Below are 20098 nucleotides of genomic sequence, written 5' to 3'. Positions count from 1 at the left end.
CACGAAGTTGTTACATCGCGCCGGATTCCTCCTCGAAGCCGTCGTCGCCGCTCTCGGCGCCGCCATTCTCGAGGAATTTCTCAGCGATCAACCCGGCATTCTGCCTGAGCGCCAGTTCGATCTCGCGCGCAGTGTCGGGATTGTCGCGCAGGAACAGCTTGGCATTCTCGCGGCCCTGGCCGAGACGCTGCGAATTGTAGGAGAACCAGGCGCCCGACTTCTCGACCACGCCGGCCTTGACGCCGAGGTCGACCAGTTCGCCGGTCTTGGACACGCCCTCGCCATACATGATGTCGAACTCGACCACCTTGAAGGGCGGCGCCAGCTTGTTCTTGACCACCTTGACGCGGGTCTGGTTGCCGACGACCTCGTCGCGGTCCTTGACCGAGCCGATGCGGCGGATGTCGAGGCGGACCGAGGCGTAGAATTTCAGCGCGTTGCCGCCCGTCGTGGTTTCGGGCGAACCGAACATGACGCCGATCTTCATGCGGATCTGGTTGATGAAGATGACCATGGTGTTGGAGCGCGAGATCGAGGCGGTCAGCTTGCGCAGCGCCTGGCTCATCAGGCGGGCCTGAAGGCCGGGCAGCGAATCGCCCATCTCGCCTTCGATTTCGGCGCGTGGCGTCAGCGCCGCGACTGAATCGACCACCAGCACGTCGATGGCACCGGAGCGCACCAGCGTGTCGCAGATTTCCAGAGCCTGTTCACCGGTGTCTGGCTGCGAGATCAGAAGGTTTTCCAGATCGACGCCAAGCTTGCGGGCATAGACCGGATCGAGCGCATGCTCGGCATCGACGAAGGCGCAGATGCCGCCCTTCTTCTGGGCTTCCGCAACAGTGTGCAAGGCAAGCGTCGTCTTGCCCGAGCTTTCCGGCCCGTAGATTTCGATGATGCGGCCGCGCGGCAGGCCACCGACGCCAAGCGCGATGTCGAGGCCAAGCGAGCCGGTCGGCACGGTTTCAATCTCGACGACCTGCTCGTTCGCGCCGAGCCGCATGATCGAGCCCTTGCCGAAAGCCCGCTCGATTTGCGACAGCGCCGCATCCAGAGCCTTTGATTTGTCCACCGCTTTGTCCTCTACCAGCCGCAAAGAATTCTGAGCCATGATACATCACCCCTTGGTCGTCAATGAAGGCCGGACAATCCGTAATCCCTGCCTATTTGTACCTTTTTTGTTCTCGTTTGGCAAGAGGGTTCAAGTATCTGAAAGGCAATCAATATCCGGATTTGTTCTTTTTTTGTCCCAAGAATCACATCAGGAGCGCACCTCGCATTGGGCCAGTCGGCTCGATTGTTTCGATCTGCCGAATCGCCGCCCCGCATGCGAAGCTTCTTCACGCAGCCTAGCGCTTGTGCGGCTGGAATAACAAAGGTCATATCGCCGGCATGTTGAAATCTCCAAGAATCCTGGCCGTGGGCGGCGCCCATATCGACCGCCGTGGGCAGGTGTCCGGCGCTTATGTGCCGGCCGCGTCCAATCCCGGCACGATGCGCGAGGATGTCGGCGGCGGCGTCTTCAATGCCTTGCGCAGTGCGGTCCGGCGCGGTGTTTCGGCCTCTCTGCTGTCGGTGCGCGGCGGCGATGCCGCCGCCGATACGGTTTCACGGGCCATCGCCAAGGCCGGGATCGCCGACCTGTCGGCGGTGTTCCTCGATCGCACGACGCCAAGCTATACGGCGCTGATCGACAGCGAGGGCGAGCTGATCGTCGGCTTTGCCGACATGGCGCTCTATGAGCTGGCGTTTCCCAAGCAGGTCAGGCGCTCCAAGGTGCGCGAGGTGCTCGCTGCCGCCGATGCCGTCTTCTGCGACGCCAATTTGCCGACGGCGGCGCTGGAGCGGCTCGTGGCACTCGCCGCCGGCAAACCCGTCTTCGCCATTGCCATTTCGCCGGCCAAGATCGTGCGCCTGAAGCCGGTGCTCGGCAATCTGGCGGTGGTCTTCATGAACCAGCGCGAGGCGGTCGCACTTGCCGGCCTGGACAGTGCGGCCTCCGGGCAGGACATCGTCGACGGGCTGAAACGTGCCGGGCTCAAAAGCGGCGTGGTGACAGCGGGCGGCGCTCCGATGCTGGGCTTCGATGAAGCCGGCGCCTTCTCGATCCTGCCGCCGACGCCAAGAAGGGTCGCCGATGTCACCGGCGCCGGCGATGCGCTGGCGGGGGCAACGGTCGCTGCCTCGCTGCGCGGCATGCCGTTGCGCGCAGCCCTGCGCGAAGGCATTGCCGCGGCGACGCTGGCCATCGAAAGCGCCGACGCCGTTCCCGATTTCACCGCTGCTGATTTCACCGAGGCACTGGCTCTTGTGCCGGATGCGCAGGAAATGGCATGAGACCGGCCAGTTCATAGTGTCGGAGTGTTTCCGCGCGTCCAAGTGGAGGCGCATCGCTCCGGATTGGAGATCAGGATGACACCAGAAACCGCCCGTCCCTTTATCGATATCCATGCGCCGGTTGCACAGGCCCTGGCCGCCGGGCGGCCGGTGGTGGCGCTGGAAAGCACCATCATCACCCATGGCATGCCCTACCCCGACAATGGCGCCATGGCGGCCGATGTCGAAAAGATCATCAGCGACGGCGGCGCCGTGCCGGCGACGATCGCCGTGGTTGGCGGCCGCATCAAGATCGGGCTTTCGGACGGCGAGCGCGAATCGCTCGCCATGACCGGCGACGCCATGAAGCTGTCGCGCGCCGACCTCGGCTTCGCGGTGGCGCAAGGGCGGACGGGCGGCACCACCGTCGCCGCCACAATGATCGCGGCGCATATGGTCGGCATCAAGGTGTTCGCCACCGGCGGCATCGGCGGCGTGCACAAGGGTGCGGAAAAGAGTTTCGACATTTCCGCCGACCTCGACGAGTTGGCGCGCACGCCGGTCATCGTCGTGTCGGCCGGCGCCAAGGCCATCCTCGACATCGAAAAGACGCTGGAAGTGCTGGAGACGCGCGGCGTGCCCGTGGTCGGCCATGGCTGCGAGACGATGCCGGCCTTCTGGTCGCGGCATTCGCCCTTCCGCGCGCCGCTGACCTTGCACCGACCGGAAGAGATCGCGCATTTCTACCAGACCCGGCAGGCGCTGGGGCTCGCCGGCGGCATGCTGATCGCCAATCCGGTGCCCGAAAACCACGAAATCCCCGCCGAAGAGATGGCCGGCTATATCGAGGCCGCGCAGAAGGCCGCCGAAGCGCTCAACGTGACCGGCAAGGCGGTGACGCCGTTCCTGCTGTCTAAAATCCTGGAACTGACGGGCGGCCGGAGCCTGAAGACCAACATCGCGCTGGTCGAAAACAACGCGCGGTTGGCAGCCAGGATAGCAAAAGCGCTTTAAAGCGACTGCCAAGTTCCTTCACACCCCCTCTGTCCTGCCGGACATCTCCCCCGCAAGGGGGGAGATCGGATGTCACATCGGCTTTCGCCAATCATCAATGTTGAAAGCGAGAGCCAGCGGTTGAGCTGCCAATCTCCCTCCTTGCGGGGGAGATGTCCGGCAGGACAGAGGGGGGTGCTGTCCYGCCGGCGTTTCCAACCCTGCACAGCCGCAACGCACCAAAGTCACCCGTCACTTCCCCACCCGCCGCCCTGCCTCATAGGCGCGGCGTGCCCAGAGCGTCATCTCGTCGGGATCATCAAAAGCGCTGTCGGGAATGTTCCAGTAGGGCATCGAGACCAGCTTGCCGTGCCGGGACCCGGTATAGGTCCACTGCCGGCAGCCGGCGGCCTCGAAGTCCGGCGCGCTTTGCTCGTCGGCCTTCAGCATCAGTTCGCCGCGCAGCACGACGGCGATGATGACACCGTCGAAATAGATGCCCTTGCCGCCGAACAGTTTGCGGATGCTGACCGGACCAAGGCCCTCGAACAGTTCGGCGATGCGTTCGTTGTCCATGCCGCGATCATGTCACCGGCATTTGACATTGTCATCGCGCAACCAAGATCATGCTGACAGATTGAGAACATCCGTCGGAGTCGTTTTGTCATGCCGCTTCTGCTCAAAGGGTCCTGCCGCTGCAATGCCGTCCGTTTCGAGGTGGAGAGCCACACGCCGGCGCCGTTCATGCTGTGCTACTGCTCGATCTGCCGCAAGCAGCAAGGCGGCGGCGGCTTCGCCATCAATCTCGGCGCCGACAACGAGACCCTGAAAATCAAGGGCAAGAGGAACCTCGGCGTCTACCGGGCCGAGATCGAGGACGACGAGCATCCGCGTTGCGAGATATCGACCGGCGAGCGCAATTTCTGTCGCAAATGCGGGTCGGCACTGTGGCTCTACGACCCCACCTGGCCGGAGTTGGTGCATCCCTTCGCCTCGGCGATCGACACCGACCTGCCGGAGCCGCCGAGCCGGGTGCATCTGATGCTGAAATACAAGGCCAACTGGGTCGAACCCGTGATCGGCAAGGGCGACAGGACGTTCGACGTCTATCCGGAGGAATCCATCGCCGACTGGCACAAGCGAACGGGCATGTGGGTAGACTAGCGTTCGTCGCCCTGGCGAGGGGAAATCTCAGGCCGAGGCGCGTGCTTCCGCGAGAGCCTTCAGGTCAGCCGGCTTCAGTTCGACGGATTCGCCGCAGCCGCAGGCCGAACTCTGGTTCGGGTTGTGGAAGGTGAAGCCGGTGCGCAGCGTCGTCTGCTCGAAATCCATCTCGGTGCCGAACAGGAAAAGGGCAGCCTCCGGCGCCACATAGACATGGGCGCCATCACGCTCGATATGGTCGTCCTTGGTGTTGGGTTCGGTCACCAGGTCGACCGTGTATTCCATGCCGGCGCAACCGCCCTTCTTGATGCCGAGGCGAATGCCATGCGCGTTTTCGCGGGTGGCGACGATCTCGCGCACCCGGTCGGCGGCCTTTTCGGTCATCGTGATGACGGCAAAGCGTCCCATCTGTTCTTTCTCCATTCCGTGCAGGTTCAAGGCCTGCCGAACGATTCCTCACCTAAAATGGTGAAGTTTTACCACTGGCGCAAGGGCGCCAACCTTTGTGAGGCTAGTACCAGCCGACCGCGACCTGCGCCTCTTCCGACATGCGGTCGGGTGACCATGGCGGGTCGAAGGTCATGTTGACCTCGACACCCGACACGCCTTCAACGGCGCCGACTGCATTTTCCACCCAGCCGGGCATTTCGCCGGCGACCGGGCAACCCGGCGCAGTCAGCGTCATGTCGATCTTGACGGAGCGGTCGTCCTCGATGTCGATCTTGTAGACGAGGCCAAGCTCGTAGATGTCGGCCGGGATTTCCGGGTCGTAGACCGTCTTCAGCGCCGAGACGATGTCGTCGGTCAGCCGCGCCAATTCGTCGGCGGGAATGGTCGAAGCAGACACCTCGCTGTTGGCGGCGGCTTCCGGCGTGGTTTCGGCAGCGATGCTCACATCATCCATGGTCGTCACCCAAAAAACTTGCGCGCTTTTTCAAGCGCCTCGGCCAAAGCGTCGACTTCGGCCCTGGTATTATACATGCCGAACGATGCCCTGCATGTGGAGGTTACGCCAAAGCGTTTCAACAGCGGCTGGGCGCAATGCGTGCCGGCGCGCACGGCAACGCCTTGCCTGTCTATCACCATCGACACGTCATGGGCGTGAATGCCCTGCAGTTCGAAGGAGATGATGGCGCCCTTGCCGGGCGCGTCGCCGAAGATGCGCAGCGAGTTGATGGCGCGCAGCCGCTCATGCGCATAGGCCTTGAGGTCTTCCTCGTGCGCTGCGATGCGCTCGCGGCCGATTTTTTCTATGTAGTCGAGCGCAGCACCGAGCCCGATCGCCTGCACGATCGGCGGCGTGCCGGCCTCGAAGCGATGCGGCGGCTCGTTGTAGGTGACGATGTCCTCCGTCACCTCCTCGATCATCTCGCCGCCGCCCATGAACGGCCGCATGCCAGAGAGAATGTCCTTCTTGCCGTAGAGCACGCCGATGCCCGACGGACCGTAGACCTTGTGGCCGGTGAAGACGAAGAAATCGCAGTCGAGATCCTGCACGTCTACGGCCATGTGCACGGCGCTCTGGCTGCCGTCCACGAGGACCGGAATTCCACGTGCATGCGCAATGCGCACGATCTCCTTGATCGGCGTCACCGTGCCTAGCGCATTCGACATCTGGGTGATGGCGACCAGCTTGGTGCGATCGGTCAGCCGCTTCTCGAACTCCTCGATGTGGAAGACGCCGAGATCGTCGACCGGCACCCAGACCAGTTTGGCGCCCTGCCGCTCGCGGATGAAATGCCACGGCACGATGTTGGAGTGATGCTCCATGATCGACAGCACGATCTCGTCGCCCTCGCCGATGTTGGGCATGCCATAGCCATAGGCGACCGTGTTGATCGCCGAGGTCGTGTTCGAGGTGAAGACGATGTTGTCGGTGCTTGGCGCGTTCAGGAAACGGCGCACCGTCTCGCGCGCCTTCTCATAGGCGTCGGTCGCCGCATTGGAGAGGAAATGCAGGCCACGATGGACGTTGGCGTATTCCTGGGAATAGGCATGCTGGATGGTGTCGAGCACCACCTGCGGCTTCTGCGCCGAGGCGCCATTGTCGAGATAGACCAGCGGTTTGCCGTAGACCTCGCGAGACAGAATCGGGAAGTCGCGGCGGATAGCCTCGACGTCGTAGGGGATGTTTTCGACTTTCTGGTCCATTTCGAAGTCCTTGCCGCTCTAGGCCGCGTTCCTTCCAGCACCCCTCATCCGTCTTGGCGCTTCGCGCCAATCCACCTTCCCCCACTGGGGAAGGGAGGGAGCTTACCCGTGTGTCACAAACCAGTCGTCGAGCTTCGCTTCGAGCGCGTCGACGATCGTCTCGTCGTCCAGTTCCTCGATCACCTCGGCGACGAAGGCTTTGACCAGAAGGCCGCGCGCGGTCTTCTCGTCGACGCCGCGCGCCATCAGGTAGAACAGATGGTCGTGGTCGATTTCGGTGACCGTCGCGCCATGGCCGCAGACCACGTCATCGGCGAAGATTTCAAGCTCAGGCTTGGTCGAGAACTCGCCATCGTCCGACAGCAACAGCGTGTTGCAGGCCATCTTGGCGTTGGTCTTCTGCGCGTATTGGTGGACATTGATGCGGCCCTGGAACACGCCCCGCGCCTTGCCCGTCACCACGTTGCGGATCACTTCCGTCGAGGCCGTATGCGGCACGGCGTGGTCGAGCACCATGGTCACGTCGGTATGGGTGTCGCCGGCCAGAAGATTGATGCCGCGCAGTTTGAAGTCGGCGCCTTCGCCCGTCGTCCTGACCATAACCTCCTGGCGCACCAGCCTGCCGCCGGCGTTCATGACGAACAGCGTCAGTTTCGCATTCTTGCCGATATGGGCCTTGAACTGCGCCAGATGTGTTGCCGTCTCCGGCTGCTCCTGGACGATCAGCCACGTCACCTCGGCGCCTTCGCCGAGCACGAGCTGGCTGACCGAGCTCGTCAGTGCCGCGCCCTCGCCGGCCTGACGCTCGACGATAACGGCCTTGGCGCCAGCGCCAACACGCGCCATGAGGCGCACATGGGTCTGGCCGCCGGCCTGCAGGTTCTGCAGTTCGATCGGCTTTTCCAGTTCGGCGCCGTCGGCGATGTCGACAAAATAGCCGTCGGCGACGAAGGCGGTGTTCAGCGCGCCGATGGCGTCATCGCTGCCATAGGGATCGAGCCCTGGTGCTACGCTGCCGTCGGTGAGTTTTTCCGACAGGCGCTGCACGGTGACGCCTTCGACGGCCGGCGTCTTCGCGTCGGACTTCCCGTTCAGGATCGCCAGCACGGCGGAGCCTTCCACGATCGGTGCAACAGCCTTGGTCATGGCGGCCGGATCGAAGTCCGGCACCGCGTTCAACAGCCGGCGCAGATCGGTGTAGTGCCAGGATTCGATCCGCCGTGTCGGCAGGCCGTGCTTGATCGCTTCGATGGCGTTGTCGCGCCTGAGCATCACCGCGCCGTCGCCCGGCAGCAGCGACAGCCGGTCGCCGAACGCGTCGATCAACGCTGTTTCGGCCGGTGTCCGCTGGGGCTGAGTGTGCATATTCATCAGTTTGACCTTGCCTTCTGGCATCTCACGCGGCTTCGCCGATCACGCCGGCATAGCCATTGGCTTCCAGATCGAGCGCCAGCGACTTGTCGCCGGACTTGATGACCTGGCCCCTGTAGAGCACGTGCACCGAGTCAGGCACGATGTGTTCGAGCAGGCGCTGGTAGTGGGTGATGACCAGGAACGCACGGTCGGGCGCGCGCAACGCGTTGACGCCATCCGAAACGATCTTGAGCGCATCGATATCGAGGCCGGAATCGGTCTCGTCGAGCACGCAGAGCTTCGGTTCCAGCAACTTCATCTGCAGGATCTCGGCGCGCTTCTTCTCGCCGCCGGAGAAGCCGACATTGAGCGGCCGCTTCAACATCGCCATGTCCATGCTGAGCGAGGCGGCGGCTTCCTTCACGCGCTTCAGGAATTCCGGGATCTTCAGCGGCTCTTCGCCACGCGCCTTGCGCTGCTCGTTCATCGCAACCTTCAGGAATTCCATGGTCGCTACGCCCGGTATCTCCATCGGATACTGGAAGGCGAGGAAGATGCCCGACGTGGCGCGCTCGGCCGGATCCATTTCGAGGATCGACTGGCCATTGTAGAGGATGTCGCCCTCTGTCACCTCATAGTCCTCTCGGCCGGCGAGGATATAGGACAGCGTCGATTTTCCGGAGCCGTTCGGCCCCATGATCGCGGCGACTTCACCGGCTTTCACCGTCAGGTTTAAGCCGCGGATGATCTCGGTGCCGTCATCGACGATGCGGGCGTGCAGATTTCTGATTTCAAGCATTCTTTGTTTCCTGAATATTTGTCCGGTCAGCCGACCGAGCCTTCAAGCGAGATCCCGATCAGCTTCTGCGCCTCGACGGCGAATTCCATCGGCAGTTGCTGGATGACGTCCTTGACGAAGCCGTTGACGATCAGCGCGATCGCTTCCTCTTCGGGAATGCCGCGCTGCATGACGTAGAATTTCTGGTCCTCGGAAATCTTCGACGTCGTCGCCTCATGCTCGAACTGCGCCGTCGAATTCTTGGCTTCCATGTAGGGCACGGTGTGTGCGCCGCACTGGTCGCCGATCAGCAGGGAATCGCAGTTGGTGAAGTTGCGGGCATTGGTCGCCTTGCGGTGCGCCGAGACCTGGCCGCGATAGGTGTTCTGCGAGAAGCCGGCGGCGATGCCCTTGGAGATGATGCGGCTCGACGTGTTCTTGCCGAGATGGATCATCTTGGTGCCGCTGTCGACCTGCTGGTAGCCGTTCGACACGGCGATCGAATAGAACTCGCCGCTGGAATCGTCGCCTCGCAGGATGCAGCTCGGGTACTTCCAGGTGATGGCGGAGCCGGTCTCGACCTGCGTCCACGAAATCTTCGAGCGGTCGCCGCGGCAGTCGCCGCGCTTGGTGACGAAATTGTAGATGCCGCCCTTGCCTTCGGCGTCGCCGGGGTACCAGTTCTGCACCGTCGAATATTTGATCTCGGCATCGTCGAGCGCCACCAGTTCGACGACCGCGGCGTGAAGCTGGTTCTCGTCGCGTTGCGGCGCCGTGCAGCCTTCGAGATAGGAGACGTAAGCCCCCTCCTCGGCGATGATCAGCGTGCGCTCGAACTGGCCGGTGTTCTTCTCGTTCATGCGGAAATAGGTCGACAGCTCCATCGGGCAGCGCACGCCCTTGGGCACGAAGACGAAGGAGCCGTCGGTGAACACGGCGGAATTCAGCGTGGCGTAGTAGTTGTCGGAGGTCGGCACGACCGAGCCGAGATACTTCTTCACCAGTTCCGGATGCTCGCGGATGGCTTCCGAGATCGAGCAGAAGATGACGCCGGCCTGCGCCAGCTCCTTCTTGAAGGTGGTGACGACGGAGACGGAATCGAACACGGCATCGACAGCAACGCGGCCCGATTTGTAGACATTGTCGCTGACTTCCTCGAGTTCCGAGGCGTCGGTCTTCTGCACGCCGGCGAGGATTTCCTGTTCCCTCAGCGGGATACCCAGCTTCTCGTAGACCTTCAGCAGTTCGGGATCGACATCGCTGAGCGACGTCGGGCCTGGCGTGCTCTTGGGCGCCGCGTAGAAGTAGATGTCCTGGAAATCGATCTTCGGGTAGTGAACGCGCGCCCAGGTCGGCTCGTCCAGCGTCAGCCAGCGGCGATACGCTTCCAGCCGCCATTCCAGCATCCAGGACGGTTCGTCCTTCTTCGCCGAAATGAAACGGATGATGTCTTCGCTGAGGCCCTTGGGGGCCTTGTCCATCGCGATTTCAGTCTGGAATCCGTATTTGTATTGGTCGACGTCGATCTTTCGGACCCGATCGATCGTGTCCTGCACAGCAGGCATATGCGTTCTCCATCCACGCCGGGGTCAAGGCCCGACAGTTTTCAAACTATGGCACCGCCAAATGAACGCCGAAGAGGCATTCGCGGCAGCGTAAGTTCCATATAGTGCGTTTTGACCGGAAATTCACCCGTCCAGCATAAAACGCACGGCTCTACCAGACCGAAGGCCTGTCTATATCCGGCCGCTGCTCATGCGGCCCTTTCCCTACTCGCCCGACGCGCGGCGATTGCCGCCAGCGCGGTGCGAAACAGTTCGATGTCCTCAGCGCCGGTCGGGGCACCGATCGACACGCGCAAGGCGCCAAGGCTGTCGCCGTATCCCATGGCTTTCAGCACATGGCTCGGCCCGACCTTGCCCGACGAACAGGCGGAGCCGGCCGACAGCGCCACGCCGGCCAGATCGAAGGCGATCTGCGCGGTTTCGGCTTTGATGCCCGCAATAGCGAAGAATGTCGTGTTGGCAAGCCTTGGCGCGCCGGTTCCAAAGATTTCCGCATCCGGCACCAGCATTTTCACGATGGCCTCGATTTCGTCGCGGCGCTGCCGCACCGTGTCCATCGCCCGCAGCCCTTCGAGCGCCTCGCGTGCCGCGGCGCCAAAGCCGGCGATGGCGGCAAGGTTTTCGGTGCCGCCGCGATGGCCTTTTTCCTGGCCACCGCCATTGATCAGCGGCTTCGGCATCATCAGATCGGAGGCCGCGACGATGCCGCCGACGCCCTTGGGACCGCCGATCTTGTGCGAAGACAGGATCAGATAATCGGCGTAACCCGATGATAGATCGATCGAAACGCGTCCCGCTGCCTGGACGGCATCGACGACGAGGACACCGCCCGCAGCCTTGACGACCAGGGCGATACGATCGATCGGCTGGATGACGCCGGTCTCGTTGTTGGCGGCATGGATGGCGACCAGCGGCAGGCCCTCGGCCTTGTCGTGACGGGCGAGTGCGGCTGCCAACGCGTCGAGATCGGCGATGCCGTCGGCATCGACGCCAATCCGCGTCACCTGCGCTGCCGGGAAGCGCCCGCCATTCAACAGGCAGGGATGATCGGCCTCGGACACGTAAAGACGGCTCATGCGCACGCTGCCGCGCCCCATCTGCCAGTCTGATGTCAGCAGCGTCGAGGCCGCTTCCGTCGCGCCGGAGGTGAACACGACATGCTCGGCCTTGGCGTTGACCAGTGCCGCGACATCTCGCCTTGCGGTCTCGATCAGGCGCCGTGCGGCGCGCCCTTCGGTGTGGACCGATGACGGGTTGGCGGCGACATCAAGTGCGGCGACCATAGCTTCGCGCGCCGCGGCAAGCAGCGGAGCACTGGCATTATAGTCGAGATAGGCGCGCATTCCGGCCATTTTCGTCCGTTTGGTTCCCGTCAGAAGCCATTCCGCTGTCGTATCGCGTTATTTCCTTGAAATTCCAAGGCGAGCCGTCCTATTTACGCGGCTTGCGGCGCGGGTGGCCCGGCTCGACGTCTGGCCACTCAGTTTTGAACAATTCTAAACTAGCTTCTAAGAAGACGCTCGCCCTGCGTCAAGGCCAGAGGAAGACACGTTCCGGGCGCCGCGCATTCGTATTACCCAAGTGGAGTATTTCATGCCTGAGGTCATTTTTACCGGTCCTGCCGGCCGCCTGGAGGGACGCTACCAGCCTTCCAAGGAAAAGAGCGCGCCGATTGCCATCGTCCTGCACCCGCACCCGCAATTCGGCGGCACGATGAACAACAAGATCGTCTACGACCTCTTCTACATGTTCCAGAAGCGGGATTTCACCACGCTTCGCTTCAATTTCCGCGGCATCGGCCGAAGCCAGGGCGAGTTCGACCATGGCACCGGCGAGTTGTCTGATGCGGCGGCGGCACTCGACTGGGTGCAGTCGCTGCATCCGGATTCCAAGAGCTGCTGGGTCGCCGGTTACTCGTTCGGCTCCTGGATCGGTATGCAGCTGCTGATGCGCCGGCCGGAGATCGAAGGCTTCATCTCGATCGCGCCGCAGCCCAACACCTATGATTTCTCGTTCCTGGCGCCCTGCCCGTCATCGGGGCTGATCATCCATGGCGATGCCGACAAGGTGGCGCCGCCCAAGGATGTGCAAGGCCTGGTCGACAAGCTGCACACACAGAAGGGCATCACCATCACGCAGAAGACCTTGCCCGGCGCCAACCATTTCTTCTCCAACGATGCCGACCTGCTGCTCGAGGAATGTGCCGACTATCTCGATCGCCGGCTGGCCGGCGAGCTGTCGGATCCGCGGCCGAAGCGGCTGAGATAGGCAGGGAAGCGGGCAGCGATGTACGAGCCTCCTCATTTCAGGGAAACACGGCCGGAAATCCTGCACGGGCTGATCCGGGCGCATCCGCTCGGCCTGTTGATTTGCAACGGTGCCGAGGGGCCTGTCGCCAACGCCATCCCGTTCCTGCTCGACGCAGACGTGCCGCCGAACGGCAGGCTGCGCGCCCATCTGGCGAAGGCCAATCCGCAATGGCAGCTGTTGGCCGACAATCCGGCGTCGCCGGTGCTGATCGTCTTCCAGGGCACCGATGCCTATGTGACGCCGTCCTGGTACGAGACCAAGCGCGAGACCGGCAAGGTGGTGCCGACCTGGAACTATGCCATCGTGCAGGTGCGCGGCACCGTCAAGGTGATGGATGACCAGGCCTGGCTGGCGCAGCAGATCGCCGACCTGACCGCGTCCCAGGAAGGCACCCGCGCCGCACCCTGGGCGGTGACCGACGCGCCGGCGCCCTTCATCCAGTCGCAGATCAAGGGCATCATCGGGCTGGAAATCGAGATCGCAGAAATCCACGGCAAGTGGAAGGTCAGCCAGAACCGGCCGGTCGCCGATCGCGTCGGCGTTGCGCAAGGGCTCGAAAGCGAAGGGCAGCAGTCACCCGACATGGCCCGCCTGGTCAGGTCCTACGGCGGGCTGGACAGCAACTAAGCCTCAGCAAACCCGAGCTTCACCCGGCCTTCGCTGCAACCAGCCGGAACGTGTTTTTGCGGACCGGCAACCCCGACGGCATCTGGCGAAAGATGAAGCCGAGCCGGGCAAAGACAAGCCCGCACACCAGCGCGAAGGCGCAACCGAGGCCGAAGCCGGCGACGGTGTCGCTGGGATAGTGCGCGCCGACGAAGACGCGCGTCGAGGCAATGCAGGCGGTGATCGCCAAGGCGATGTACCAGCGCCGGGGAAACAACAGCAGAGCGACCCCGAACACGGCGCCCATGGTCGTGGCATGGCCGGACGGGAAACCGGCGAAGCGCGCATCGAAGGCAAAGGGATGAAAGGCCAGCACGCCAAAATCGTCGAAATAGAGCGGGCGAGCCCGACCGATTGCATATTTCAGCACATTGACGGCAAGGCCGGACAGGCCGGCGGCGCTCAGCACCAGAAAAGCCAGGCAGGTCCAGTTGTAGACCAGTATCAGCGAGCGCCTTGAAAGGCTTCGCCAGTCCGTCAGGTTCGCAGCGACCAGCAAAAGCGCCGATGGAATGAGATACCAGCCACCGAGGCCGAACTGCGTGAAAAAATCGGCCAGGTGAACGAACCCTGGCGACCACTGGCCATGAAGCATCCCTGCCGGGGTGTCGAGGCGAACAAACGCCGCCGCCGTCAGCAAGATCCAGACCAGGCCCCAGACCGGCCACACTATGTTCGGGTATCTGGCGGGACGAGCGGCAAAGCGCTTTCTTGCGATCTGCATCGTGTCGCGAAAATTGTCGAGGGATCGGCGCCCCACCCCAAGGAGCATACCGGAAACGGAGGGGCGCGATTTCACCAGCATAGGAAATTCGAGCCTGTCATCGACGAGCCGTCATGGCGCCACACGATAGAGACCGAGCGACAGTTTGTCGCCCGACGAATAGTTGAGCCCATCGATCAGGGCAACGCGGTTCACCGATTTGCCCTGTGCCGCCAGCAGGCCAGTCAGTTTCTGCTCGTCCTCGACCGATGCCAGTGCCAGCGCGCAGGCCGGATCGGTAAACAGATGCCTGGCGACGCCCTCGACATTGGTCAGCACCGTTTTCGTGCCGACCAGGAACACCAGGCTCGGTTCCTGAAATCGCGACGAGGCCAGCACGGTGGTGTCGCAGGGCTTGTTGGCGCGCACCGCCGCCTCGATGGCCGGGCTCAGCCAGATCGGCTTCAGCGACGGCGCTATGACGCCGAACAGCAGCGCATAGGTGATGCCCGCGCAAACGGCGATGGCGCCGATGCGGCCGAGCGGCACTTGCAACTGCCGCGAAAAAGCAAAGTAGCCGGCGCCCAGCGCTGCCGCGGCGGCCGGAATGCTCCACCATGAGAACGTGCCTGTGAGGTAGATCGGCGCTCCGACGCAGACCGCCGCCAGGCCGAGGCTGACCACGCCAAGACCAAACGCCGTCGACCACCACAACCAGTCCTGCCAGCGCCTGAGCGGCGCATTCGCCTCCTGCGGCGACAGCGTCAAAAGCCAGCCGATCAGCAATGCCATGCCGGGATAGGCCGGCAGGACATAATGCGGCAGCTTGGTCGGGATCAGCTCGAACAGCAGCCAGAACGGAATGTACCAGGCGAGGCAGAAACGCAGCCTCGGATCGTCGCGCAAACGGTTCAGTGCCTGGAGCCCGGCGCCGACCGCGATCAGGCCGAAGGGCCACATGAACAGCGAATAGGTCAGCATGTAGAAGCCGGGCGGCAGGCCGTGTGATTCCTCACCCGAAGCGACCTTGCCGATCATGTCCTTGCCAACGGCCTGCTGCAGGAAGGCGCCGCCGCTCTTCCAGGTGATCAGCGCGAGCCAGGGCAGCACGATCAGCACGACGAGCGCCAGGCCGCGCCCCACCTTGAGCTTCGACAGCCAGCGCCCGTCGCGCTCGAAGGCGAACAGCACGGCGATGGTGAGTGCCGACAGCAGCGGCGCAATCGGGCCCTTGATGAGGATCGCCGCGCCCTGCGCGATCCAGAAGATCCACCAGAGATGGCCGGCCACAGGTTGGTTCCGGCGCGACGCCAGATAGATCTGCGCCAGCGCGCCTTGGGCCGCCACGCAACAGGCCAGCAGCATCGCGTCGGTCTTGGCGTCGCGGCCTTCGAAAGCGGTGGCGAAGATCGCCGCCATGACCAGGCCGGCAGCGATGCCGGCATTGGCCCCGAACAGATTGGTGCCGGTCCAGGTGATCGCCAGGACAGCAATGGCAATGCCAAGCGCCGAAACCGTGCGATAAACCCAGATCGGAGCGGCAGCGCCCTCTCCGCTCAGCGCGACGGCCGCCGATTGCAGCCAGTAGATGCCGATCGGCTTCTGATAGCGCGAGGCGTCCTGAAAGCGGATGTCGACATAGTCCCCGCTCTCGGCCATCTGCTTGGTGGCCTGGACGAAGCGCGACTCGTCGCGGTCGATCGGCGGCATCGACGCCAGCCCCGAAACCGTCATCACCAGGCTGAACAGGAAGAGAAGGATGTAATTCCTGTTCACCGCCATATCCCGGCCTCTGTGACGAATTTTGATTGATATGCCACGCTGCTCAATCGATCGCTGTTCAATCGACCTTGCTCATCGCGGTCTTGCGCTCGTTGGCGATCAGCCAGAGATTGCGGATGTAGATGAACAGGCCCATGGACTGGCCGGCGATGAACACCGGATCCTGACGCTGGATGGCATAGATCAGAAGCAGGCCGCCGCCGAACAGCGAAAAGAACCAGAAGGCGACCGGCACCACGCTGCGCTTGGCTTTTTCCGATGCCAGCCACTGCACGACGAAGCGCATGGTGAAGAAGAACTGCGCAACGAAGCCGAGCAGGATCCACGCATCGAACTGCTTGATGAAAACCTGGTGAAGCCAGGTCACCAATTCCTGAAGCACGTTAACCACGGCTGATTTCCTCTACTTTAGGCATTCTGCGGCGCCGGCGGCGCAGCCACCAGACACCGGCGAGATCGAGAACCCCCTGCAGGCCGCGATCGAATATGCCGTAATTCGACTTGCCGTGCCGGCGCGAGCGATCGATGACATCGCAGTGCACGACGCGATAGCCCTCCTGGATGACCAGGGCCGGAACGAAGCGATGGGTGCCGTCGAAGAACGGCAATTTGCGCAGGATATCGGTATGGACCGCCTTCAAGCCGCAGCCGGTGTCGCGCGTCTCGTCATGCAGGATGGCATTTCTCAGCCAGTTGGCGAAACGTGACGCCATTTGCTTGACCTTGCTGTCACGGCGCTTGAGACGCTGCCCCTGTGCGGCGCCGAAATCGGGGCCGGCCTCTACAAGCGCATCGATCAGCACCGGAATGTATTGAGGATCGTTCTGGCCGTCACCGTCGATCGTGGCGACGATGCTGCCACGCGCCGCCCAGGCGCCCGAGCGCACCGAAAGGCTCTGGCCAGCGGATTTCCGGTGGCGCAATTCCCGCACCGGAAACGGGCGAAGTGCAGCTTGCGCTGCGAGCACCGAAGCGGTGTCGTCGGTCGAGCCGTCGTTGACGATGATCAGCTCGAAGTCGCGCCCGGCCATGGTGGCCTCGATCTCGTCGATCAACAGCGGCAGATTTGCCGCCTCGTTCCTGCAAGGAATGACGATGGATATCAATGCGTCCGGCATGTCGCGTCGGGGCTCTGTCGTCGGATATGGCATTTTGTGGATGCCGTGCGGTGCCGCTTGAGGTCGTGGACTGCTAGAACCTTTGGCGCGGCGCCTCATTACGCCAGCCGAAACGATGAAGCAAGCATTGGGCCGATGGTCTCAGACTTCATCCGCGCGGACCGCAAAACCGGATTCCACTTTTGCTGATCGCGGATCTCTGCCTGACGCGCGATCGAACGCAAAACCGGATTCCACTTTTGCTGATCGCGCTTGGGTGCTAAACGCGCCCGTTCATGCACGCCACGCCCGGGCCAGATTGGCCGGACGCTTTCGGGAAACACAAAATGCCTGCCTTCAAATCGGATTTCCTGCGCACGATGAGCGAGCGCGGTTTCATCCACCAGACTTCGGATGATGCCGGCCTCGACAATCTCTTCGCCACGGAGACGGTGACGGCCTATATCGGCTTCGACGCGACCGCCAAAAGCCTGCATGCCGGTTCGCTGATCCAGATCATGATGCTGCACTGGCTGCAGCAGACCGGTCACCGGCCGATCGCGCTGATGGGCGGCGGCACCTCGATGATCGGCGACCCGTCCTTCAAGGACGAGGCACGCAAGCTCCTGACCCCGCAGGACATCGACGATAACCTCGCCGGCATCCGCCGCAACTTCATGCCGTACCTCAAATTCGGCAGCGGCCCGAACGACGCGGTCATGATCAACAACGCCGACTGGCTGATGGAGATCAACTACGTCAATTTCCTGCGCGACGTCGGCCGTCACTTTTCGGTCAACCGCATGCTCGCCTTCGATTCCGTCAAGCTGCGGCTCGATCGCGAACAGTCGCTGTCGTTCCTCGAATTCAACTACATGATCCTGCAGGCCTATGATTTCGTCGAGCTGTACAAGCGCCTCGGCTGCCGCCTGCAGATGGGCGGCTCCGACCAGTGGGGCAACATCATCAACGGTATCGATCTCGGCCGCCGCATGGAGGACGCGCAGCTCTATGCGCTGACCACGCCGCTGCTCACCACCTCATCGGGCGCCAAGATGGGCAAGTCGGCGTCGGGCGCGGTCTGGCTCGATGCGGAGATGCTGAGCCCCTACGAGTTCTGGCAGTACTGGCGCAACACCGAGGATGCCGATGTCGGCCGCTTCCTGAAACTCTACACGACGTTGCGGCTGGACGAGGTCGCGCGGCTGGAGCAGCTCGGCGGATCCGAGATCAATGAGGCCAAGAAGGTCCTCGCCACCGAGATCACGGCCTTGCTGCATGGTCGCGGGGTCGCGGAACAAGCCAGCGAGACGGCGCGCAAGACGTTCGAGGAAGGCGCGCTTGCCGAATCGCTGCCGAGCGTCGAGGTGGACAAGGCAGCGCTTGGAGTCGGCGTCGGCGTCCTGTCGCTGCTGGTGACAGCCGGACTGGCGGCGTCGAACGGCGAGGCGCGGCGGCATGTGCAGGGCGGCGCGGTGCGGTTGAACGACCAGCCCGTCAGCGACGAGCGCCGGCTGGTGACGCTTCAGGATTTGAGTCCGGAAAACATCGTAAAGCTTTCACTCGGCAGGAAAAAACACATTTTGGTGCGGCCGGTCTGAGATCAGTCACCGGTATTCGAAGATCGACCTGAAGATACCGGGTGCGATCACCGACAGCGGGTTGATATCCAGCACCGGCTTGTTGGCATTGCCCTTGAGCCGGTAGGTGACGCCGATCAGGCCGCGGTCGCGGCCATTGCCGAGAAGCGCGCCAACGATGGGCAATTCGCCGAAGATGCGATTGAGGCCATAGACCGGCATGAACGTGCCGGTCATGTCCATGTTGTTGTCCTGGTCATAGAGGGTGCCCTGGAACGTCGTGCCGATGCGGGGGCCGCGCAGCACGCCATTGGCCAGTTTCACATAGCCGCTGCCCTTGTCGATCTCGGCGTAGCCGCGCTCGAACTTGACCCGCGAGGTGTCCAGGTTGCCCTTGACCGCCTGGTTGAGGCTGCGGCTGTCGCCGGCCGGCGTGGTCGAGACGATGGAAGCCAGTTTCGGCTCATTGACCACGAAGAAGTTGCTGGTATCGACCTTGCCCCTTAGCGATCCGTCGCTCGGCCCCGCCAGCGCCAGGGTAATCGCTCCGCCTTCCATATGCTCATAGATGTTGAGGAACCGAAGGATGGCGCCAGCGTCCGCGGACTGCATGTTGAGTGTGCGCTGGCCAGCACCTGTGGTGTTGCTGATGGTTATCGCGGCGCCCGAACTTGCCGTGGCGCTGACCTTCAGGCCGTTCACCCGCGAACCGGCAGCGCTATAGTCGAGCTTCAGGTTGGACAATTGCTCGTCGTGGAAACCGGTCAGTTGATCGACATCGGCGCTGACGGAAATAGAGTCGGTGCCAGTGGTCTTGGTTGCCGTGTCGACGTCCGAGGTGAATTGCTTGATCAGTGAACGGGCATCCAGCGCGTTGCCTGATATGTCGACCGCATAGCCCTTGCCGGATCGCTTGACCGACACAGCGACATCGTCGCCCCTGTTCAAGGTCACCTTGCTGAACTTCGCGGACGACAGGGCGCCATTGACCAGCACGATGTCGCCTTCGATGGAGAAGGTTTTCCCGTCGAGATCGAAGTCGGACAGCGTCGTGGTGTCGCCGGACTTTGTCATGACGAATGTGACTTTGGCGGGAACCCCCGCCCCCTTGCTCCAGCCGGCCCAGGGAATGTCCAGCCTGGCGTTGGTCAGATCGGCCGAGACGTTCTGGTCGCCGCTGCCGCTCTTGTCGATCGCGACCTTCACCGTGCCGCCAAGCAGCGGCGTCAAACCGGGCATTGCGGCGGCACGGATCTTGTCGTCGAGCACCAACGCCACCTTGCGGCTGGGCGGCGGCCCGTCATCCCTGAGCGGTTCGATCAGGTCGAGCTCGGCCGGAATGCCGTTCAGCGATGCCTTGGCCGAGATCACCGCCTTTTCAGGGTCGACGGTGATCGACCCGTCCGCATCGGTCACGGTCTGCCCCTCGAACGGCTTGGCCAATGACATGCCGCTGTAGTCGAGCGACACCAGCCAATCGAGCTTCGAGGAGTCGACGCCGGACTGCAAAGGAATGTCAGCCCTGACATGGCCGGTGACGCTGCCCGACAGATCTTCCGGCAAAAGGCCGACATGGCGCATGGCGTTGATCGGCTCGTAGGAGGCGAGTTCGGCAACGGCGGAGGCGTCGCCCTCGACATCGA

Annotated in this window: 19 protein-coding genes and 1 pseudogene; 6 read left to right on the top strand and 14 right to left on the bottom strand. The window is 62.9% G+C overall.

The window, feature by feature from the left end; all coding sequences use genetic code 11:
* Positions 1–10 precede the first annotated feature (10 nt).
* Positions 11–1108 (bottom strand): recombinase RecA, encoded by a 1098-nt coding sequence (gene recA, locus AC1D2G_RS26460; RefSeq protein ID WP_095085392.1) that lies wholly within the window; start codon positions 1106–1108, stop codon positions 11–13.
* 281 nt (positions 1109–1389) lie between these two features.
* Here recA and AC1D2G_RS26455 point away from each other — a divergent pair, with 281 nt between their 5' ends.
* Positions 1390–2334 carry a carbohydrate kinase family protein gene (locus tag AC1D2G_RS26455; RefSeq protein ID WP_477417695.1) on the top strand — a complete coding sequence of 315 codons (945 nt, stop codon included), beginning with the start codon at positions 1390–1392 and terminating at the stop codon, positions 2332–2334.
* Between the two features lie 75 nt (positions 2335–2409).
* Positions 2410–3327, top strand: coding sequence for a pseudouridine-5'-phosphate glycosidase (locus tag AC1D2G_RS26450; RefSeq protein ID WP_477394813.1), 918 nt, complete (start codon positions 2410–2412; stop codon positions 3325–3327).
* 231 nt (positions 3328–3558) lie between these two features.
* Here AC1D2G_RS26450 and AC1D2G_RS26445 read toward each other — a convergent pair whose 3' ends face one another.
* A complete protein-coding gene (locus tag AC1D2G_RS26445) occupies positions 3559–3882 on the bottom strand; it encodes a TfoX/Sxy family protein (protein ID WP_457152953.1) in 324 nt (107 codons plus the stop codon).
* A gap of 90 nt (positions 3883–3972) precedes the next feature.
* On the opposite strand from AC1D2G_RS26445, the gene AC1D2G_RS26440 reads away from it, so the two are divergent.
* Positions 3973–4470, top strand: coding sequence for a GFA family protein (locus tag AC1D2G_RS26440; RefSeq protein WP_477417693.1), 498 nt, complete (start codon positions 3973–3975; stop codon positions 4468–4470).
* A gap of 27 nt (positions 4471–4497) precedes the next feature.
* On the opposite strand, the gene sufA is transcribed toward AC1D2G_RS26440, so the two are convergent.
* From sufA to AC1D2G_RS26405, 7 genes are all read right to left on the bottom strand, one after another.
* Entirely contained in the window at positions 4498–4878 is a 381-nt protein-coding gene (sufA, locus tag AC1D2G_RS26435) for a Fe-S cluster assembly scaffold SufA (protein WP_013895897.1), read from the bottom strand.
* 103 nt (positions 4879–4981) lie between these two features.
* The gene (locus AC1D2G_RS26430; RefSeq protein ID WP_477417691.1) at positions 4982–5374 is read right to left on the bottom strand and encodes an SUF system Fe-S cluster assembly protein; all 393 of its coding nucleotides are present in this window, start codon (positions 5372–5374) and stop codon (positions 4982–4984) included.
* Positions 5375–5379: 5 nt separating this feature from the next.
* Positions 5380–6621 carry a cysteine desulfurase gene (locus tag AC1D2G_RS26425; protein WP_477417689.1) on the bottom strand — a complete coding sequence of 414 codons (1242 nt, stop codon included), beginning with the start codon at positions 6619–6621 and terminating at the stop codon, positions 5380–5382.
* 102 nt (positions 6622–6723) lie between these two features.
* On the bottom strand, positions 6724–7992 hold the full coding sequence (sufD, locus tag AC1D2G_RS26420) for a Fe-S cluster assembly protein SufD (RefSeq protein ID WP_477417687.1): 1269 nt from the start codon (positions 7990–7992) through the stop codon (positions 6724–6726).
* 25 nt (positions 7993–8017) lie between these two features.
* Positions 8018–8773 (bottom strand): Fe-S cluster assembly ATPase SufC, encoded by a 756-nt coding sequence (gene sufC, locus AC1D2G_RS26415; protein ID WP_095085379.1) that lies wholly within the window; start codon positions 8771–8773, stop codon positions 8018–8020.
* Positions 8774–8799: 26 nt separating this feature from the next.
* Complete coding sequence (gene sufB / locus AC1D2G_RS26410) at positions 8800–10317, bottom strand: Fe-S cluster assembly protein SufB (protein ID WP_013532161.1); 1518 nt, start codon at positions 10315–10317, stop codon at positions 8800–8802.
* Between the two features lie 188 nt (positions 10318–10505).
* Positions 10506–11669 (bottom strand): cysteine desulfurase family protein, encoded by a 1164-nt coding sequence (locus AC1D2G_RS26405; RefSeq protein WP_477417685.1) that lies wholly within the window; start codon positions 11667–11669, stop codon positions 10506–10508.
* Positions 11670–11910: 241 nt separating this feature from the next.
* Between AC1D2G_RS26405 and AC1D2G_RS26400 the strand changes: the two genes are divergently transcribed.
* Together AC1D2G_RS26400 and AC1D2G_RS26395 are read left to right on the top strand one after the other, a co-directional pair.
* A complete protein-coding gene (locus tag AC1D2G_RS26400; protein WP_013532163.1) occupies positions 11911–12585 on the top strand; it encodes an alpha/beta hydrolase in 675 nt (224 codons plus the stop codon).
* Positions 12586–12603: 18 nt separating this feature from the next.
* Positions 12604–13254 carry an FMN-binding negative transcriptional regulator gene (locus AC1D2G_RS26395; RefSeq protein ID WP_477417683.1) on the top strand — a complete coding sequence of 217 codons (651 nt, stop codon included), beginning with the start codon at positions 12604–12606 and terminating at the stop codon, positions 13252–13254.
* 19 nt (positions 13255–13273) lie between these two features.
* Here AC1D2G_RS26395 and AC1D2G_RS26390 read toward each other — a convergent pair whose 3' ends face one another.
* The 4 genes from AC1D2G_RS26390 to AC1D2G_RS26375 form a co-directional block, all read right to left on the bottom strand.
* Positions 13274–14017 carry a phosphatase PAP2 family protein gene (locus AC1D2G_RS26390; RefSeq protein ID WP_477417681.1) on the bottom strand — a complete coding sequence of 248 codons (744 nt, stop codon included), beginning with the start codon at positions 14015–14017 and terminating at the stop codon, positions 13274–13276.
* Positions 14018–14128: 111 nt separating this feature from the next.
* The gene (locus AC1D2G_RS26385) at positions 14129–15778 is read right to left on the bottom strand and encodes an ArnT family glycosyltransferase (protein WP_477417679.1); all 1650 of its coding nucleotides are present in this window, start codon (positions 15776–15778) and stop codon (positions 14129–14131) included.
* Between the two features lie 58 nt (positions 15779–15836).
* A complete protein-coding gene (locus tag AC1D2G_RS26380) occupies positions 15837–16169 on the bottom strand; it encodes a lipid-A-disaccharide synthase N-terminal domain-containing protein (protein WP_095085369.1) in 333 nt (110 codons plus the stop codon).
* Positions 16162–16896, bottom strand: a complete 735-nt coding sequence (locus AC1D2G_RS26375) for a glycosyltransferase family 2 protein (RefSeq protein ID WP_477417677.1) — start codon at positions 16894–16896, stop codon at positions 16162–16164. The genes AC1D2G_RS26380 and AC1D2G_RS26375 overlap by 8 nt, the downstream gene beginning before the upstream one ends.
* Positions 16897–17222: 326 nt before the next feature.
* On the opposite strand from AC1D2G_RS26375, the gene tyrS reads away from it, so the two are divergent.
* Positions 17223–18476, top strand: a complete 1254-nt coding sequence (tyrS, locus tag AC1D2G_RS26370) for a tyrosine--tRNA ligase (protein ID WP_477417675.1) — start codon at positions 17223–17225, stop codon at positions 18474–18476.
* Positions 18477–18482: 6 nt separating this feature from the next.
* On the opposite strand, the pseudogene AC1D2G_RS26365 reads toward tyrS, so the two are convergent.
* Positions 18483–20098: pseudogene (locus tag AC1D2G_RS26365) on the bottom strand (hypothetical protein); the annotation flags it as partial.

This window comes from Mesorhizobium sp. P2_C7, from assembly GCF_056404515.1.
The sequence above is the reverse complement of the archived record's forward strand: the minus strand, read 5'-3'. Positions and strand labels throughout refer to the sequence as shown.

What these genes read in the sequence shown, in the direction of transcription:
- recA (WP_095085392.1), bottom strand. Translation starts at nt 1,108, where the DNA reads ATGGCTCAGAATTCTTTGCGGCTGGTAGAGGACAAAGCGGTGGACAAA.
- AC1D2G_RS26455 (WP_477417695.1), top strand. Translation starts at nt 1,390, where the DNA reads ATGTTGAAATCTCCAAGAATCCTGGCCGTGGGCGGCGCCCATATCGAC.
- AC1D2G_RS26450 (WP_477394813.1), top strand. Translation starts at nt 2,410, where the DNA reads ATGACACCAGAAACCGCCCGTCCCTTTATCGATATCCATGCGCCGGTT.
- AC1D2G_RS26445 (WP_457152953.1), bottom strand. Translation starts at nt 3,882, where the DNA reads ATGGACAACGAACGCATCGCCGAACTGTTCGAGGGCCTTGGTCCGGTC.
- AC1D2G_RS26440 (WP_477417693.1), top strand. Translation starts at nt 3,973, where the DNA reads ATGCCGCTTCTGCTCAAAGGGTCCTGCCGCTGCAATGCCGTCCGTTTC.
- sufA (WP_013895897.1), bottom strand. Translation starts at nt 4,878, where the DNA reads ATGGGACGCTTTGCCGTCATCACGATGACCGAAAAGGCCGCCGACCGG.
- AC1D2G_RS26430 (WP_477417691.1), bottom strand. Translation starts at nt 5,374, where the DNA reads ATGGATGATGTGAGCATCGCTGCCGAAACCACGCCGGAAGCCGCCGCC.
- AC1D2G_RS26425 (WP_477417689.1), bottom strand. Translation starts at nt 6,621, where the DNA reads ATGGACCAGAAAGTCGAAAACATCCCCTACGACGTCGAGGCTATCCGC.
- sufD (WP_477417687.1), bottom strand. Translation starts at nt 7,992, where the DNA reads ATGAATATGCACACTCAGCCCCAGCGGACACCGGCCGAAACAGCGTTG.
- sufC (WP_095085379.1), bottom strand. Translation starts at nt 8,773, where the DNA reads ATGCTTGAAATCAGAAATCTGCACGCCCGCATCGTCGATGACGGCACC.
- sufB (WP_013532161.1), bottom strand. Translation starts at nt 10,317, where the DNA reads ATGCCTGCTGTGCAGGACACGATCGATCGGGTCCGAAAGATCGACGTC.
- AC1D2G_RS26405 (WP_477417685.1), bottom strand. Translation starts at nt 11,669, where the DNA reads ATGGCCGGAATGCGCGCCTATCTCGACTATAATGCCAGTGCTCCGCTG.
- AC1D2G_RS26400 (WP_013532163.1), top strand. Translation starts at nt 11,911, where the DNA reads ATGCCTGAGGTCATTTTTACCGGTCCTGCCGGCCGCCTGGAGGGACGC.
- AC1D2G_RS26395 (WP_477417683.1), top strand. Translation starts at nt 12,604, where the DNA reads ATGTACGAGCCTCCTCATTTCAGGGAAACACGGCCGGAAATCCTGCAC.
- AC1D2G_RS26390 (WP_477417681.1), bottom strand. Translation starts at nt 14,017, where the DNA reads ATGCAGATCGCAAGAAAGCGCTTTGCCGCTCGTCCCGCCAGATACCCG.
- AC1D2G_RS26385 (WP_477417679.1), bottom strand. Translation starts at nt 15,778, where the DNA reads ATGGCGGTGAACAGGAATTACATCCTTCTCTTCCTGTTCAGCCTGGTG.
- AC1D2G_RS26375 (WP_477417677.1), bottom strand. Translation starts at nt 16,896, where the DNA reads ATGCCGGACGCATTGATATCCATCGTCATTCCTTGCAGGAACGAGGCG.
- tyrS (WP_477417675.1), top strand. Translation starts at nt 17,223, where the DNA reads ATGCCTGCCTTCAAATCGGATTTCCTGCGCACGATGAGCGAGCGCGGT.